The sequence below is a fragment of the Streptomyces sp. LMG1-1-1.1 genome, assembly GCF_040815545.1.
GTDB lineage: Bacteria > Actinomycetota > Actinomycetes > Streptomycetales > Streptomycetaceae > Streptomyces.
This window is the reverse complement of record NZ_JBFPNH010000023.1, coordinates 20431-35518: the sequence shown is the minus strand read 5'-3', so window position 1 is coordinate 35518 and position 15088 is coordinate 20431. Positions and strand designations below refer to the sequence as shown.

General features: G+C 69.9%; 17 protein-coding genes, 1 tRNA gene and 1 riboswitch. Of the genes, 7 read left to right on the top strand and 11 right to left on the bottom strand.

Features of this window, described 5'->3' with window-relative positions; all coding sequences use genetic code 11:
• Positions 1-12: 12 nt before the first annotated feature.
• The 4 genes from MRBLMG1_RS13530 to MRBLMG1_RS13515 all read right to left on the bottom strand — a co-directional run bounded on the left by MRBLMG1_RS13530 (position 13) and on the right by MRBLMG1_RS13515 (position 3986).
• Positions 13-1224, bottom strand: coding sequence for a DUF445 domain-containing protein (locus tag MRBLMG1_RS13530; protein WP_414721576.1), 1212 nt, complete (start codon positions 1222-1224; stop codon positions 13-15).
• Between the two features lie 70 nt (positions 1225-1294).
• Positions 1295-2275 carry an ABC transporter ATP-binding protein gene (locus MRBLMG1_RS13525; protein ID WP_367824004.1) on the bottom strand — a complete coding sequence of 327 codons (981 nt, stop codon included), beginning with the start codon at positions 2273-2275 and terminating at the stop codon, positions 1295-1297.
• 12 nt (positions 2276-2287) lie between these two features.
• Positions 2288-3193 carry an ABC transporter permease gene (locus tag MRBLMG1_RS13520; protein ID WP_414721575.1) on the bottom strand — a complete coding sequence of 302 codons (906 nt, stop codon included), beginning with the start codon at positions 3191-3193 and terminating at the stop codon, positions 2288-2290.
• On the bottom strand, positions 3186-3986 hold the full coding sequence (locus MRBLMG1_RS13515) for an ABC transporter permease (RefSeq protein ID WP_367824151.1): 801 nt from the start codon (positions 3984-3986) through the stop codon (positions 3186-3188). The genes MRBLMG1_RS13520 and MRBLMG1_RS13515 overlap by 8 nt, the downstream gene beginning before the upstream one ends.
• 219 nt (positions 3987-4205) lie before the next feature.
• On the opposite strand from MRBLMG1_RS13515, the gene MRBLMG1_RS13510 reads away from it, so the two are divergent.
• Positions 4206-6488, top strand: coding sequence for a transglycosylase domain-containing protein (locus MRBLMG1_RS13510; protein ID WP_367824002.1), 2283 nt, complete (start codon positions 4206-4208; stop codon positions 6486-6488).
• On the opposite strand, the gene MRBLMG1_RS13505 is transcribed toward MRBLMG1_RS13510, so the two are convergent.
• The 3 genes from MRBLMG1_RS13505 to MRBLMG1_RS13495 form a co-directional block, all read right to left on the bottom strand.
• On the bottom strand, positions 6482-6802 hold the full coding sequence (locus MRBLMG1_RS13505; protein ID WP_015033851.1) for a DMT family transporter: 321 nt from the start codon (positions 6800-6802) through the stop codon (positions 6482-6484). The genes MRBLMG1_RS13510 and MRBLMG1_RS13505 overlap by 7 nt on opposite strands.
• 33 nt (positions 6803-6835) lie before the next feature.
• Positions 6836-6900: riboswitch (guanidine-III (ykkC-III) riboswitch) on the bottom strand.
• Between the two features lie 50 nt (positions 6901-6950).
• Complete coding sequence (locus tag MRBLMG1_RS13500; protein ID WP_367824000.1) at positions 6951-7289, bottom strand: GroES family chaperonin; 339 nt, start codon at positions 7287-7289, stop codon at positions 6951-6953.
• Between the two features lie 46 nt (positions 7290-7335).
• A complete protein-coding gene (locus MRBLMG1_RS13495; RefSeq protein WP_367823998.1) occupies positions 7336-7659 on the bottom strand; it encodes a DUF3618 domain-containing protein in 324 nt (107 codons plus the stop codon).
• A 126-nt stretch (positions 7660-7785) separates the two neighbouring features.
• Between MRBLMG1_RS13495 and bcp the strand changes: the two genes are divergently transcribed.
• From bcp to MRBLMG1_RS13475, 4 genes are all read left to right on the top strand, one after another.
• Positions 7786-8253: a thioredoxin-dependent thiol peroxidase gene (gene bcp / locus MRBLMG1_RS13490; protein ID WP_367823996.1), complete on the top strand. Its 468-nt coding sequence runs from the start codon at positions 7786-7788 to the stop codon at positions 8251-8253.
• A 146-nt stretch (positions 8254-8399) separates the two neighbouring features.
• Positions 8400-9050: an HNH endonuclease gene (locus tag MRBLMG1_RS13485; protein WP_367823994.1), complete on the top strand. Its 651-nt coding sequence runs from the start codon at positions 8400-8402 to the stop codon at positions 9048-9050.
• Positions 9047-9739, top strand: a complete 693-nt coding sequence (locus tag MRBLMG1_RS13480; protein ID WP_367823992.1) for an HNH endonuclease — start codon at positions 9047-9049, stop codon at positions 9737-9739. The genes MRBLMG1_RS13485 and MRBLMG1_RS13480 overlap by 4 nt, the downstream gene beginning before the upstream one ends.
• A tRNA-Leu gene (locus MRBLMG1_RS13475) sits at positions 9705-9788 on the top strand. The genes MRBLMG1_RS13480 and MRBLMG1_RS13475 overlap by 35 nt, the downstream gene beginning before the upstream one ends.
• Positions 9789-9843: 55 nt before the next feature.
• Here MRBLMG1_RS13475 and rdgB read toward each other — a convergent pair.
• From rdgB to MRBLMG1_RS13455, 4 genes are all read right to left on the bottom strand, one after another.
• The gene (gene rdgB / locus MRBLMG1_RS13470; RefSeq protein ID WP_367823990.1) at positions 9844-10452 is read right to left on the bottom strand and encodes an RdgB/HAM1 family non-canonical purine NTP pyrophosphatase; all 609 of its coding nucleotides are present in this window, start codon (positions 10450-10452) and stop codon (positions 9844-9846) included.
• Between the two features lie 7 nt (positions 10453-10459).
• Positions 10460-10861 (bottom strand): hypothetical protein, encoded by a 402-nt coding sequence (locus MRBLMG1_RS13465; protein ID WP_367823988.1) that lies wholly within the window; start codon positions 10859-10861, stop codon positions 10460-10462.
• A 74-nt stretch (positions 10862-10935) separates the two neighbouring features.
• Complete coding sequence (rph, locus tag MRBLMG1_RS13460) at positions 10936-11667, bottom strand: ribonuclease PH (RefSeq protein ID WP_189829816.1); 732 nt, start codon at positions 11665-11667, stop codon at positions 10936-10938.
• Positions 11668-11752: 85 nt separating this feature from the next.
• Positions 11753-12025 (bottom strand): glucose PTS transporter subunit EIIB, encoded by a 273-nt coding sequence (locus tag MRBLMG1_RS13455; protein WP_367824150.1) that lies wholly within the window; start codon positions 12023-12025, stop codon positions 11753-11755.
• 196 nt (positions 12026-12221) lie between these two features.
• Between MRBLMG1_RS13455 and MRBLMG1_RS13450 the strand changes: the two genes are divergently transcribed.
• Entirely contained in the window at positions 12222-13520 is a 1299-nt protein-coding gene (locus MRBLMG1_RS13450) for a PTS transporter subunit EIIC (protein WP_367823986.1), read from the top strand.
• Positions 13521-13805: 285 nt separating this feature from the next.
• Positions 13806-15071 carry a PTS transporter subunit EIIC gene (locus MRBLMG1_RS13445; protein WP_367823984.1) on the top strand — a complete coding sequence of 422 codons (1266 nt, stop codon included), beginning with the start codon at positions 13806-13808 and terminating at the stop codon, positions 15069-15071.
• The last annotated feature ends 17 nt before the right edge of the window (positions 15072-15088 follow it).

Genomic DNA, 15088 nt, shown 5'->3' with positions numbered 1-15088 from the left:
CTGTGGGCCGGTTCAGGCGCCGGCTGCGTGGCTGAGGGTGTAGATGAGGAGGCCGGCGAGGGCGCCGACGACGGTGCCGTTGATGCGGATGAACTGGAGGTCGCGGCCGATGTTGGCTTCGATCTTGCGGGAGGTCTGGGTGGCGTCCCAGCCGGCGACGGTGTCGGTGATGAGGGAGGTGATCTCGTGGCGGTAGGTGGTGACGAGGTAGGCGGCGGCGTCTTCGGCCCAGCCTTCGACCTTTGACTGGAGGCGGGTGTCGGTGGCGAGGCGCTTGCCGAGGGAGATGAGGGAGGCGCGGGCGCGGAGGCGGAGCTGGCTGTGGTCGTCCTCGGCGGCGGCGATGATGAGGCCGCGGACGGAGGACCAGGCGGAGGCGATGATGTCCTGGATCTCCGGGCGGGCGAGGAGGTCGGACTTCAGGCGTTCGACGCGGGCGCGGGTGTCGGTGTCGGCCTGGAGGTCCGCGGCGAAGTCGGCGAGGAAGCGGTCGATGGCGCCGCGGGCGGGGTGGCCGGGCATGTCGCGCATCTCGGTGACGAACCGGAGGAGTTCCTTGTAGACGCGTTCACCGACGCGGCGGTCGACGAAGCGGGGCGTCCAGCCGGGGGCGCCGCCCTGGACGGCGTCCATGACGGACTCGCCGTGGGTGACGAGCCAGTCGTGGGCGCGGTTGCAGACCAGGTCGACGGCCCGGTGGTGGGCGCCGTCCGACACGATCCTCTCCAGGGTCTTGCCGAGGCCGGGGGCGATCTCCACGGCCTCCGCGCGGCGGGTGATCGCCTCGCCCACGACCGCTTGGACGTCCGCGTCGCGCAGGACCGTCAGCGCGCCGCGCAGCGCGGTCGAAGCTTCGGCCGTGACGCGGTCCGCGTGGGCGGGTTCCGCGAGCCAGGCGCCGAGGCGGCGGCCGATGCCGAGGGCGTGCAGCCGGCCCCGTACGACGTCGGCGGAGAGGAAGTTCTCGCCGACGAAGGAGCCGAGTGAGGCGCCGAGCTGGTCCTTCTTGGTGGGGATGATCGCCGTGTGGGGGATGGGAAGGCCGAGGGGCCGCCGGAAGAGGGCGGTGACGGCGAACCAGTCCGCGAGAGCACCGACCATGCCGGCCTCGGCCGCCGCGGCGACGTAGCCCGTCCAGGCGCCCCAGCCCGCGTTGTGGGCCCAGGTCGCCAGGGCGTAGATCAGGGCCACGCCGATGAGCAGGGACGTCGCCAGCGTTTTCATCCGCCGGACGCCTCTGCTCTTCTCCTCGTCCGCCGCTGTGTACGAGAAACTCACCAATGCACTCGACCTCCTACATCAGGGACTCCCGGCGCTCGTCCCGAGTTCCCCCGTACATCTTCGCGATCACCGCCTCGATGTCCGGCTCCCGCACCGAGAGGTCGAGGAGCGGATGGTTCGCGGCGACCGCGGCGACCAGAGGGGCGGCGGACGCGCCGGCCGGGAAGGCGAGCCATTGGCGGGGGCCGTCCGAGCGTACGAAGCGGGCGCCGGGCACGTCGGTGATCGGCGGGAGCTCGCGCTCCAGGTCGACGACGAGGAGGCGCTCGCTGTCGCCCACGGCGTGCAGGCCGGCGAGTTCGCCGTCGTACATCAGGCGCCCGTGGTCGATGACCATGACCCGGGAGCAGAGCTGCTCGATGTCGGTGAGGTCGTGGGTGGTCAGCAGCACCGTGGTGCCCCGGGTCGCGTTCAGCTCGCGCAGGAAGTCCCGCACCCGCGCCTTGGAGACGACGTCGAGGCCGATCGTCGGCTCGTCGAGGTAGAGCACGTCGGGGTCGTGGAGGAGGGCCGCCGCGATGTCGCCGCGCATCCGCTGGCCGAGGGAGAGCTGGCGGACGGGGACGTCGAGCAGTTCGCCCAGGTCGAGGAGGTCGACGCAGCGGTCGAGGTTCTCGCGGTAGCGGGCGTCGGGGATGCGGTACATGCGGTGCATCAGCCGGTACGAGTCCCTCAGCGGCAGGTCCCACCAGAGGGTGGTGCGCTGGCCGAAGACCACTCCTATCCGCTGGGCGAGCCGGGTGCGTTCGCGCGCCGGGTCGATGCCGGCGACCCGCAGTCGGCCGCCGGTGGGGGTGAGGATGCCGGTCAGCATCTTGATCGTCGTCGACTTCCCGGCGCCGTTGGGGCCGATGTAGCCGACCATCTCGCCCCGCTCCACGCCGAAGCCGATCCCGTCCACCGCCCGGACCTCCCGCTTCTCCCGGCGGAACAGCCCGGCCTTGCGGCGGACGGTGAAGGTCTTCTCGACCGCGTCCAACTCGATGAAGGGCATGGCTCCCGGACCTCAGCTTCCTGTCGATCGGTACGAGCGGATTCCGGCGCGCCAGGCGAGGCCCGCGACCGCGCAGCAGACGGCGGCGACCAGCGGCGACGCGAACGCCGCCGCGTCCGGCACGCCCGCGGGGGCCGGTCTGCCGAGGAGGTACAGGGCGGGCAGCCAGTTCACGAACGCGAGCGGTACGACGTACACGACGCCCCGCACCAGCTCCTGGGCGAAGAGCGTCGGCGGGTACTGGAGGAGGGTGTTCCCGCCGTACGTGAACGAGTTCGTGACCTCGGCCGCGTCCTGCATCCAGAACAGCGCCGACGCGCCGAGCACCATCACCGCGGCGAAGATCACCGCACCGCACACCACGGTCACCGGCAGCAGCGCCGCCTTCAACGGCGTCCACTCCACGTCGAGCAGCACCAGGGCCCACACCAGGACCATCAGCCCCTGCGCGACCCGGCCGAACCGCCGCAGCGCGAACTTGTCCGCCGCCACCTGCGCGAGCAGGGGCGCCGGGCGCATCAGGAACGTGTCGAGCGAGCCGTCCCTGACCCGCTTCCCCATCCGCTGGAGCGAGCCCATCGTGAGGTCCGCGATCCCGAACGACGTGCCCGTCAACCCGTACAGGAGGGCGACCTCCGCGAACGAGAACCCGCCGAGGCCCTCGACCTGACCGAACATCAGCAGGATGACGACGAAGTCGAAGAAGGTGACGCAGAAGCTGGTGAAGACGGTCAGCGCGAACGACGCCCGGTAGGTCATCGTCGAGCGGATCCACATGCCCGCGACCATGCGGTACGTGCGGAGGGAGTCGGCCACCGGCCGGGACGCGTAGGGAGGCGTGTACGGGGGCGTGTCCCGTGGCGTGCACGGCGGGTCGGACACCGGGCCGTCCTCTCGCGCCTGGAGGTCCTCAGCCACCCTGGACCACCACCTTCCGGGTCGCCGCGGCCTGTGCCGCCCGGCCCGCGCCGAGCAGGACGAGGGCCCAGGAGCCCTGGAAGGCGTACGCGCCGGCGAGTTCCCAGCCCTCGTACCGGCCGAGGTAGACGTCGGCGGGGACCTGGAGGAGGGAGGCCCAGGGCAGCAGGCGGGCGACCTCGCCGAGGGTGCCGGGGAAGACGTTGAGGGGGAGGAGCATGCCGGAGAAGAAGAGGCCGCCGAGCCAGGCGACCTGCACCACGCCCTGGCCGTCGAGGAGCCAGAAGGCGCTCATCGCCACCGCGTACCAGATCGCGAAGCCGACGACCGAGCCGAGCGCCACCGCCACCAGGAACGCCAGCCAGACGCCGGGCCCGGAGGGCAGGGTGAAGCCGAAGACGAGGGCGCCGAACGCCATCGGGGCGACGCCGCGGCCGAGGAGCTGGTAGGCGGACCGGCCGGCGTTGGCCGAGAACCACCAGGCCTGGAGGTCGGCGGGGCGGTACAGGTCGACGGCGATGTCGCCCGTCCTGATCCGCTCGATCAGCTCCTCCTCGAAGCCGCCGCCCATCAGCCCGCAGACGGTGATCAGCGCCTGTCCGATCCACACGTAGGCGAGGGCGTCGTCCATCGAGTAGCCGCCGAGCCGCGGCCGTTCGTCCCAGAGGGCGATGTACGTGTACGACAGGATGAAGCCGAAGACGCTGTTGGTGAACACCCCCGCCACCGTCGCGACCCGGTACGTGGCGTGGCGCCGGAAGCCGCCCGCGGCCACCGTCGCGTACAGCCGCAGCATGAAGCTCCCTCCGGTACGGACCGTCCGACACGGACCGTTCGGCACGAACCTCCCGGCACGAACCGTTCGGCCCGGCTCTCGGCGCGAACCTTTCGGTACGAATGACAGCGAAGCGCACGACCCTAGCGGTGCGCGGCGGGGCACCGCGAGCGGATTTCACGTCAGGATCGGGTCGCGTTCGGGAGTTTCGTCGCATTCCGTGCAATATGTGATGCCATGTCCCCTTCCTCAGGTACGAGCGACACCCCCCGGCCATCCCGCCCGGGCCGGGAAGCACACTGGGAACCGAGGGACCCCACCCTCCCCACCCCGCGACCGGACGAGCGGCCGGGACGACGCCCCCGCCGCCGCGGCGGCGTCCGCCGCGTCCTGCGGACCCTCTTCGGGCTGCTCCTCCTGGGCACGCTGCTGCTCGCCGGCGCGTTCGTCGCCGGCTACCTCCTGGTGGAGATCCCGCCCGCCAACGCCGCCGCCGTCGCCCAGTCCAACGTCTACCTCTACCGCGACGGCAGCCCCCTCGCCCGCGACGGCGAGGTCAACCGGGAGAACGTCCGCCTCGACCAGGTGCCGCTCACCGTCCGGCAGGCCGTCCTCGCCGCCGAGGACCGCGACTTCCACACCTCGCGCGCCGTCGACCCCAAGGCCATGCTCCGCGCCGCCTGGAACACCGTCACCGGCAAGGGCCGCCAGTCCGGCTCCACCATCACCCAGCAGTACGTGAAGAACTACTACCTCGGCCAGGAGCAGACCCTCACCCGCAAGGCCAAGGAGTTCTTCATCTCGATCAAGCTCGGCCGCGAGAAGAGCAAGGACGAGATCCTCGAGGGCTACCTCAACACCAGCTACTTCGGCCGGAACGCCTACGGCGTCCAAGCCGCCGCCCGCGCCTACTACGGCAAGGACGTCGAACGCCTCGACACCGCCGAAGGCGCCTACCTCGCCTCCCTCCTCAAGGCCCCCAGCGCCTACGACGTCACCACCCACCCCGAGAACCGGGCCACCGCCGTCGCCCGCTGGCACTACGTCCTCGACGGCATGGTCGGCGAAGGCTGGCTCGACCCCGCCACCCGCGCCGCGGCCCGCTTCCCCGCCCCCCAGACCGCCCGTCCCGCCACCGCCCTCTCCGGCCAGCGCGGCTACCTCGTCCAAGCCGTCGAGGAGTACCTGACCGACCACGGGATCGTCGACGAGAAGACCCTCGCCGGCGGCGGCTTCCGCATCACCACCACCCTGGAACCGGCCAAGCAGGACGCCCTCGTGCAGGCCGTCGAGGACCAGGTCGTGTCCCGGCTCGACCCCGCCCGCGCGCCCGCCGACCGCTACGTCCGCGTCGGAGCCGCCGCCGTCGACCCGGCGACCGGCAGGGTCCTCGCCCTCTACGGCGGCATCGACTACACCCAGCAGTACGTCAACAACGCCACCCGCCGCGACTACCAGGTCGGCTCCACCTTCAAGCCGTTCGTCTTCACCGCGGCCATCCAGAGCGGCGCCCAGACCCAGCAGGGCCTGCCCATCACCCCGTACACCCTCTACGACGGCACCAACCGGCGCCCGGTGGAGGGCTGGAACGGCACGCTGTACGACCCTGCCAACGAGGACGACGCCAGCTACGGGGAGATCGCCGTCGGCGCCGCCACCGACCTGTCCGTCAACGCCGTGTACGCCCAGATGGCCGTGGACGTCGGCCCCGCGCACGTCCGGCGGACCGCCATCGCCCTCGGCCTGCCCCGCTCCACCCCCGACCTCACCGCCTCCCCCTCCATCGCCCTCGGCCCCGCCACCGCCAGCGTCCTCGACATGGCGGCGGCGTACGCGACCCTCGCCGCGCACGGCCGGCACGGCACGTACACCCTCGTCTCCGACCTCACCCGGGGCGGCCGGGAGGTCGCCCTGCCGGGCGGGACGGCCCGGCAGGCCGTCAGCCGGGAGGCCGCCGACACGACCACGTCCATCCTCCGCAGCGTCATCGAGACCGGCACCGGCACGGCCGCCCAGGCCGCCGGACGCCCCGCCGCGGGCAAGACCGGCACCGCCGAGGACGACAAGGCCGCCTGGTTCGCCGGCTACACGCCCGAACTCGCCACCGTCGTCGCCCTCATGGGCCAGGACCCCGAATCGGGCCACCAGGAACCCCTCTACGGCGCCCTCGGAATGCCCCGCGTCAACGGAGGCGGACCGCCCGCCGCGATCTGGGGCCAGTTCACCCGGAACGCGCTGGCCGGCACCGCACCCAGGGACTTCGACCTCCGGCTGATGCCCGGAGCGGAGGAGAGGCCGGCCGTACCGCCCCTGCCGGACGCGACCGACGGGACGGACAGGGCGGACGGGACTGACGGGACGGAGAGGACGGAGAAGACGGAGGGAACGGAGGGGACGGACAGGACTGACGGGACGGACAAAGCGAACGTGACGGACGAGGTGTACGTGACGGGCGAGGCGGGACCGGGAGCCGCGTCACGCAGCCCCCGCCCTCCACGCACCGACGTCCGGGGTCAGTGACCCGAGGTCGCCTTCAGACCCACCACGGCGACCAGCAGCAGACAGACGAAGAAGATCCGGGCGGCGGTCGCCGGCTCACCGAGCACCACCATGCCGAGCACCGCCGCACCGGCCGCGCCGATGCCGACCCACACGCCGTACGCCGTGCCGATCGGCAGCGTCTTGGCCGCCTGCGACAGCAGCAGCATCGAAGCGACGATCCCCGCGCCCGTGAACACACTGGGCCACAGCCGGGTGAAGCCGTCGGTGTACTTCATGCCGATCGACCAGCCGACCTCGAGCAGACCCGCGACGACGAGAAGAACCCAGGCCATGACGACGACACCTCCGCGAGACGGAACAACAGGAGTGCGTCGTCTTGTCCTGTCCCGGTACGGCGCGTCTCGTCGGGTACCACCAGGCTAGCAAAGAACACGCAAAGGCCCTGGTGACAGTCGTCACCAGGGCCCGGAAGCGCACGTCCTACAGATAGAGACCGGTCGAGTCCGAAGCGCCCTGGAACCGGTCCGCGGCCACCGCGTGCAGGTCCCGCTCCCGCATCAGGACGTACGCGATGCCCCGCACCTCGACCTCGGCGCGGTCCTCCGGGTCGTAGAGCACCCGGTCGCCGATCTCGACCGTACGGACGTTCTGGCCGACCGCGACCACCTCGGCCCAGGACAGCCGACGGCCCACCGCGGCGGTGGCCGGAATGAGGATGCCGCCGCCGGAGCGCCGCTCCCCCTCCGGAGAGTCGGTGCGGACCAGGACCCGGTCGTGCAGCATCCGGATGGGCAGCTTGTCGTGCGTGTTCTCGCTCACGGACCGAACCTACCTGCCCGGGCGTGTCGCCCGTAGCCGGGAGGAGTCATCCCCGGCCCTTCCGCGAGGACGCCACGAGCATCCCCACGACCGCCGCGGTCGCCAGCGCCGCCACCGGAACGACCCGGTCCAGGCGGATCGCGCCGTCCTCGTGGGTGAAACGCGCCTTCACGTCCGACACGACCCGGTTGACCGCGACGAACGCGCGGCCCACGGTCTGGTCGACCGACGAGGCGACCTTGGCCTTCGCGTCCCCGATGATCGTCTGCGGGTGCACCCGAATACCGATCTCGTCGAGAGTGACGGCGAGCTGCTCGCGCCGGCGGACGATGTCCGCCTCGATCTGCGCAGGGGTCCTGACGTCCGGCACCGCGCTGCCTCCGTAGTCGTGTATCCAGTCGATTACGGCCAGTCTGTCAGTTCCGGCGCCGAGGGGGCGCGCCAGACCCCCATTAGGCTCTGAACGCGTACGCGAACACTCCGAGGAGAGCCAGCCATGAGCGAGCGACTGCAGCCCGGCGACACCGCCCCCGCCTTCACCCTTCCCGACGCGGACGGCAACGAGGTCTCCCTCGCGGACCACAAGGGCCGCAAGGTCATCGTCTACTTCTACCCCGCCGCCCTCACCCCCGGCTGCACCAAGCAGGCCTGCGACTTCACCGACAACCTCGACGTCCTCGCCGCCGCCGGCTACGACGTCATCGGCGTCTCCCCCGACAAGCCGGAGAAGCTCGCCAAGTTCCGCGAGAAGGAGAACCTCAAGGTCACCCTCGTCGGCGACCCCGACAAGACCACCCTGGAGGCCTACGGCGCCTTCGGCGAGAAGAAGCTCTACGGCAAGGTCGTCACGGGCGTCATCCGCTCCACCGTCGTCGTCGACGAAGACGGCAAGATCGAGCACGCCTTCTACAACGTCAAGGCCACCGGCCACGTCGCCAAGATCATCCGCGACCTGGGCATCTGACCCCGCCCCCACGAGCACGGCCCGCACCCCCACCAGGGCGGTGCGGGCCGTTCCGTTTCCCGCACGCGACACGCACGCGATATGACGTGACCGTCCGATACCCGGCTCGTTACTCCGTACGAGATCCGCACTGGGGAGGGAACTCGATGGGAACGAGCACCTACACGAAAGACCGGCTGGAATCAGCGGCGCGAGGGGCGCGAACGCTGACGCAGGCCCTGGAGCGACTCGGGGTGGACCCACGGAGCGGATCCCGGCGCTATCTGCACGACCGCATGCGCAAGCTGGGGGTCGACACGTCGCACTTCGAGCGGGAGGGGGTGCGGTGGACGAGGGAGGTACTGGAGGACGCGGTGGCCGCTTCCACGAGCCTGTGCGAAGTGCTGCGTCGGCTGGGGGTGGAGGTCGTGGGCGGGCAGCACGCGCACATCGGTCGACGCATCAAGGCGTTCGGCATCGACACCTCACACTTCACCGCCTCGGTCCGCACGGAGAACATGCGGTTCAACCAACGGCGCCGCTCACCCGCGGAAGTACTGGTCCAGAACGAGTCGCCCCACGCCGGGCGTCTGCCCAGCGACCGCCTCAAGCGCGCGATGCTGGAGTGCGGCGTCGCGGACCGGTGCGCAGGGTGCGGGAACGAGGGAGCGTGGCGGGACGCGCCGCTCCCGCTCGAGGTGGACCATATCGACGGCAACTGGCGGAACAACCGGATCGAGAATCTGCGCCTGCTCTGCCCCAACTGTCACTCCACGACAGACACCTACCGGGGACGCGGGAAGGGGCGCACGCGATGACGAGCGGCACGCGCTACACCCGCGACCGCCTGGCCGATGCGGCCGCGCGGTGCGCCGACATCGACGAGGCCATCGCCTTCCTCGGGGCGGAGCCGTACGACACCCTCCCCCGCTATCTCATGCGGCGGTTCGCCCACTACGGCGTCGACGTCTCGCACTTCCCACCCTTCGGGCGCCTCGCCCGACCGAGTTCGCATGATCTGCGGGAGGCGGTCGCGGAGTCGACCTCCGTGAGGATGGCCCTGCGTCGTCTGGGCCGAACCGACAACGGCTCGCAGCGTGCGAATCTACGGAGGTGGATCGCGGAAGACGGTTTGTCGACCGCTCACTTCCTGGGTCAGGCACACCAGCGCGGCAGGCCGAGTGCGACCGCCAAGCGCGCGGAAGACGTTCTGGTACGGCACGACAAGAGGCGTCGGACCACCACCAAGAGGCTGCGCCGCGCACTGCGCGAAGTCGGTGTGGCCGACGAGTGCTCCGGGTGCGGTGTCGGCCCCGAGTGGTTGGGGAAGCCCATGACCCTGGAGGTCGACCACATCAACGGCGATTGGGGCGACGACCGTCGCGAGAACCTCAGGCTGCTGTGCCCCAACTGCCATGCGACCACCTCGACGTGGTGCCGGGGCGGCGCCCGGTACGATGACAGGCGACTGAGCGGCGGTGGCGCAACGGCGACGCAGCAGACTTAGGATCTGTGGCCCTTGATCGGGCTTGAGGGTTCGAATCCCTTCCGCCGCACAGAGACGGCCTGCGAATCGAAGGATCGATGCGCAGGCCGTTCGCATGCCGGGGCTCAGCCCAGCAGTTCCTTCACCACCGGTACCAGGGCGCGGAAGGCCTGGCCTCGGTGGCTGATGGCGTTTTTCTGAGCGGGGGTCAGTTCGGCGCAGGTGACCTCGTGGCCCTCCGGCTGGAGGATCGGGTCGTAGCCGAAGCCGTTGGTGCCGGCCGGGGTGTGGCGGAGGGTGCCGGGCATGGTGCCTTCGACGACGCGTTCGGTGCCGTCGGGGAGGGCGAGGGCGGCGGCGCAGGCGAAGTGGGCGCCGCGGTGGGTGTCGTCGATGTCCGAGAGCTGGGCGAGGAGCAGGTTCAGGTTGGCCTTGTCGTCGCCGTGGGTGCCGGCCCAGCGGGCGGAGAAGATGCCGGGGGCGCCGTTGAGGACGTCGACGCAGAGGCCGGAGTCGTCGGCGACGGCGGGGTGGCCGGTGGCCTGGGCGAGGGCGTGGGCTTTGAGGAGGGCGTTCTCGGCGAAGGTGACGCCGGTCTCCTTGACGTCGGGGACGTCGGGGTACGCGTCCGCGCCGACGAGTTCGAGGTCGAGGCCTGCGTCGGCGAGGATCGCGTGGAGTTCCGTGATCTTGCCCGCGTTGCGGGTGGCGAGGATCAGTCGCTGTCGGGTCATGCCCCGATTATCCCGGGGTGCAGACCTTGGCCACCTCGCCGGCGGCGTCCGTGATCGGGGTGATGTCCGGGGTGGTGTCGCCGTTCTTGACGGCGGCGCGGACGGTGTCGACGCCCTTGGTGAGGTCGTCGACGGCCTTGGAGAGGTCGGCGTTGTCGGTGGTGTTCTTGAGGTTGCCGAGCTCGGTGGAGATCGAGTTGAGGGACTCCTCGATCTGCGTGGCGTCGTTGGACGCGTTGGAGACGGCCTGCTGGAGGTTCTGCACGGACGTCGCTATCGCGTCGGCGGTCTTGACGCAGTCCATGGCGGTGTCGAGGGCTCCGCAGCCACTCAGGACGGTGGTGAGTGCGGCGGCCGTGGCCACGGCGAGTGCGAGACGGCGCTTCAAGACGGGTCCTCCCCTGTACATGACAGTCGTGCGGGCGCACGGATCGTACCGGGTACGTTCCGTGCGCCCGATGCCCGTCAGGACGCAGGCAGGCGTCAGAGGGTTCCTTCGAGGGCCTTGCGCTGGATCTCGGCGAGTTCGGCGCAGCCGCCGGAGGCGAGGTCGAGGAGGGCGTTGAGTTCCTTGCGGTCGAAGGGCTCGGCCTCGGCGGTGCCCTGGACCTCGACGAAGCGGCCGTCGCCGGTGCAGACGACGTTCATGTCGGTGTCGGCGCGGACGTCCTCCTCGTAGCAGAGGTCGAGGAGGGGGACGCCGTCGACGATGCCGACGGAGACGGCGGCGACGGTGCCGGTGAGGGGCTTGCGGCCGGCCTTGACGAGCTTCTTGCCCTGGGCCCAGGCGACGGCGTCGGCGAGGGCGACGTAGGCGCCGGTGATGGCGGCGGTGCGGGTGCCGCCGTCGGCCTGGAGGACGTCGCAGTCGAGGACGATCGTGTTCTCGCCGAGGGCCTTGTAGTCGATGACGGCGCGCAGGGAGCGGCCGATGAGGCGGGAGATCTCGTGGGTGCGGCCGCCGATCTTGCCGCGGACGGACTCGCGGTCGCCGCGGGTGTTGGTGGCGCGGGGGAGCATGGAGTACTCGCCGGTGACCCAGCCTTCGCCGCTGCCCTTGCGCCAGCGGGGGACGCCTTCGGTGACGGAGGCGGTGCAGAAGACCTTGGTGTCGCCGAAGGAGATGAGGACGGAGCCCTCGGCGTGCTTGCTCCATCCGCGGTCGATGGTGACGGGGCGGAGCTGTTCGGGGGTACGGCCGTCGATACGAGACATGGGACGAGCGTAGCGGGACATGACGGAGGGCCCGTTCCCCTGCCGGAACGGGCCCTCGGTCAGGAAGTGAGCGGACGACTCACGCTCACATGAGGTCTTCGATCTCCGCGGCGATCGGGTCGGCGTCGGTGCCGATGACGACCTGGATGGCGGTGCCCATCTTCACGACGCCGTGGGCGCCGGCGGCCTTCAGGGCGGCTTCGTCGACGAGGGCGGCGTCGACGACTTCGGTGCGCAGGCGGGTGATGCAGCCTTCGACTTCTTCGATGTTGTCGATGCCGCCGAGCCCGGCGATGATCTTCTCAGCCTTGCTGGCCATGTGTTTCTCCCTGTCCGTTCTGTTCGCGCGATGGCGAATCTCGGCGCACCTGCGGTCCGCTTTGTCACGGTAACCCACGGTTGGCCCAACTTCGCGAGCGAGTGCCGCCGTTCTGCCGAATGATGACGATCACCGGCGGCCTGTCCTCAGTGGGTCCTCGGAGCCTATCGCAACTGGTCTACACCAGTGTGCAACGAGACGCGGACCCGGCTTGTTCCGGGCAGGGAGGACGCCGATGAGTACCGAAAGCGCCGCGGCCCAGCCGAAGAAGCCCGTGTGGGGCGGGCTCTTCCAGGGACTGCAGAAGATGGGCCGCAGCCTCCAGCTCCCCATCGCCGTCCTGCCGGCGGCGGGCATCATCAACCGGCTCGGGCAGCCGGACGTGTTCGGCGCCGACGGTCTCGGCTGGGACGACGTCGCCAAGGTGATGGCCGGCGCGGGTGGCGCGCTTCTCGACGGCAGCCTGGGTCTGCCGATCCTCTTCTGCATCGGTGTCGCGATCGGCATGGCGAAGAAGGCGGACGGCTCGACCGCGCTCGCGGCCGTCGTCGGCTTCCTCGTCTACTACAACGTCCTGCGCCAGTTCCCGAAGGACTGCCCCACGGGTACGCAGGACATCGGCGGCGGCTGCCTCGCTCCCGACGACTCCTTCGCGGGCTACACGTACCAGAACCCCGGCGTGTTCGGCGGCATCGTGATGGGCCTGCTCACCGCGTACCTGTGGCAGCGCTACCACCGGACGAAGCTGGTCGACTGGCTGGGCTTCTTCAACGGCCGCCGTCTCGTCCCGATCATCATGACGTTCGTGGCGATCGCGTTCGCCGCGATCTGCCTGTGGATCTGGCCGCCGATCGGTGACGCCCTGGAGAACTTCAGCGACTGGCTGGTCGGTCTCGGCGCCTGGGGTTCGGGCATCTTCGGTGTGGCGAACCGGGCGCTGCTCGTCATCGGCCTGCACCAGTTCCTGAACGTGCCGATCTGGTTCCAGTTCGGGACGTACGAGAAGCCGGACGGCTCGGTGGTCCACGGCGACATCCCGATGTTCCTGGCGGGCGACCCGAACGCCGGTCAGTTCCTGACGGGCTTCTTCCCGATCATGATGTTCGCGCTGCCCGCGGCGGCGCTGGCGATCACCCACTGCGCGAAGCCGCATCGCCGCAAGGAGGTGGGCGGTCTGATGCTGTCCGTGGCGCTGACCTCGTTCGTCACGGGCATCACGGAGCCGCTGGAGTACTCGTTCCTCTTCATCGCGCCGCTGCTGTACGCGGTCCACGCGGTGCTGACGGGTGTCTCGATGGCGGTGACGTGGGCGTTCGGCGTGAAGGACGGCTTCAGCTTCTCGGCCGGCCTGATCGACTACGTGATCAACTGGAACCTCGCGACGAAGCCATGGCTGATCATTCCCATCGGTCTCGGGTTCGCGGTCGTGTACTACGCGATCTTCCGGTTCGCGATCACCAAGTTCGACCTCCAGACGCCCGGTCGCGAGCCGGACGAGGTCGGAGACGAGATGGAGCGGGAGAACGTCAAGTAGCGCTGCGGTCACCCTGCAGAACCTGACCGTTTCGGGGCTTCCGTCCCCCTCGTAAGCCCCGCTGAAGGCCCTCGGACCTCACCGTCCGGGGGCCTTATGTCGTGCATTTCAGGCTATGGCCGAGCCCACAAAATTCGCAGGTTCCTTATCTAAGTCTCACGTGCTAAAACTGGTCTACACCACTCATTGGTGTAGACCACGCGGTCCAGACCACCGCGTTCCACGAGACGTCGCCTCCCCCCGTGTTCATTCCCTGGCGGCGCCTTGCCTTACTGGAGGAAGTTGATGAGTACGGCCACCGCCCAGGCCGCCGCTCCCGCGAAGAAGCGCGGATCCGGCCTGTTCCAGGGCCTGCAGAAGGTCGGTCGCAGCCTGCAGCTGCCGATCGCCGTTCTGCCGGCCGCGGGTATCTTGCTCCGTCTCGGCCAGCCCGACGTCTTCGGCGCCGACGGCCTCGGCTGGGGCAAGGTCGCTTCCGTCTTCGCCACCGCCGGCGGCGCGGTCTTCGACAACCTGCCCCTGCTCTTCTGCATCGGTGTCGCCATCGGCTTCGCCAAGAAGGCGGACGGCTCCACCGCCCTGGCCGCGCTCGTCGGCTTCCTGGTCTACAGCAACGTGCTGAAGGCCTTCCCCATCACCGAGGCCGTGGTCAACACGACCGCCAACAAGGGTGTCGACGTCGCCGCGACGTTCAACAACCCGGGCGTCCTCGGCGGCATCCTGATGGGCCTGCTCTCCGCCGTCCTGTGGCAGCGGTTCCACCGCACCAAGCTGGTCGACTGGCTCGGCTTCTTCAACGGCCGCCGTCTCGTCCCGATCATCATGGCCTTCGTCGGCACCGCCGTCGGCGTCGTGTTCGGTCTGGTCTGGGAGCCCATCGGCGAGGGCATCTCCAACTTCGGCGAGTGGATGACCGGCCTCGGCGCCGGTGGCGCCGGCCTCTTCGGCCTCATCAACCGCGCGCTGATCCCGGTCGGCATGCACCAGTTCGTGAACACCGTCTCCTGGTTCCAGATCGGCGACTTCACCAACGCGGCCGGCGAGGTCGTCCACGGTGACCTCAACCGCTTCTTCGCCGGTGACCCGAGCGCCGGAATCTTCATGTCGGGCTTCTTCCCGATCATGATGTTCGGCCTGCCGGCCGCCGCCATCGCCATCGCCCACGCCGCTCGCCCGGAGCGCCGCAAGGCCGTCATGGGCATGATGGTGTCCCTCGCGCTGACCTCCTTCGTCACCGGTATCACCGAGCCGATCGAGTTCACCTTCATGTTCATCGCGCCGGTCCTCTACGCGATCCACGCGGTCCTGACCGCCGTCTCGATGGCCGTCACCTGGGCGTTCGGTGTCCACGCGGGCTTCACCTTCTCCGCCGGCGGCATCGACTACCTGCTCAACTGGAACCTCGCGACCAAGCCGTGGCTGATCATCCCGATCGGTCTCGTGTTCGCGGCGATCTACTACGTGGTCTTCCGCTTCGCGATCACCAAGTTCAACCTCCCCACCCCGGGCCGCGAGTCCGACGAGGAGCTCGAGGACCTCACCAAGGCGTGATCCTCGCCCGTACGAAA

Coding starts and splice junctions, on each gene's coding strand:
- MRBLMG1_RS13445 (WP_367823984.1), top strand. CDS start 13,806: ATGAGTACGGCCACCGCCCAGGCCGCCGCTCCCGCGAAGAAGCGCGGA.
- MRBLMG1_RS13510 (WP_367824002.1), top strand. CDS start 4,206: ATGTCCCCTTCCTCAGGTACGAGCGACACCCCCCGGCCATCCCGCCCG.
- bcp (WP_367823996.1), top strand. CDS start 7,786: ATGAGCGAGCGACTGCAGCCCGGCGACACCGCCCCCGCCTTCACCCTT.
- rdgB (WP_367823990.1), bottom strand. CDS start 10,452: ATGACCCGACAGCGACTGATCCTCGCCACCCGCAACGCGGGCAAGATC.
- MRBLMG1_RS13525 (WP_367824004.1), bottom strand. CDS start 2,275: ATGCCCTTCATCGAGTTGGACGCGGTCGAGAAGACCTTCACCGTCCGC.
- MRBLMG1_RS13480 (WP_367823992.1), top strand. CDS start 9,047: ATGACGAGCGGCACGCGCTACACCCGCGACCGCCTGGCCGATGCGGCC.
- MRBLMG1_RS13505 (WP_015033851.1), bottom strand. CDS start 6,802: ATGGCCTGGGTTCTTCTCGTCGTCGCGGGTCTGCTCGAGGTCGGCTGG.
- MRBLMG1_RS13465 (WP_367823988.1), bottom strand. CDS start 10,861: ATGTACAGGGGAGGACCCGTCTTGAAGCGCCGTCTCGCACTCGCCGTG.
- rph (WP_189829816.1), bottom strand. CDS start 11,667: ATGTCTCGTATCGACGGCCGTACCCCCGAACAGCTCCGCCCCGTCACC.
- MRBLMG1_RS13485 (WP_367823994.1), top strand. CDS start 8,400: ATGGGAACGAGCACCTACACGAAAGACCGGCTGGAATCAGCGGCGCGA.
- MRBLMG1_RS13450 (WP_367823986.1), top strand. CDS start 12,222: ATGAGTACCGAAAGCGCCGCGGCCCAGCCGAAGAAGCCCGTGTGGGGC.
- MRBLMG1_RS13530 (WP_414721576.1), bottom strand. CDS start 1,224: ATGAAAACGCTGGCGACGTCCCTGCTCATCGGCGTGGCCCTGATCTAC.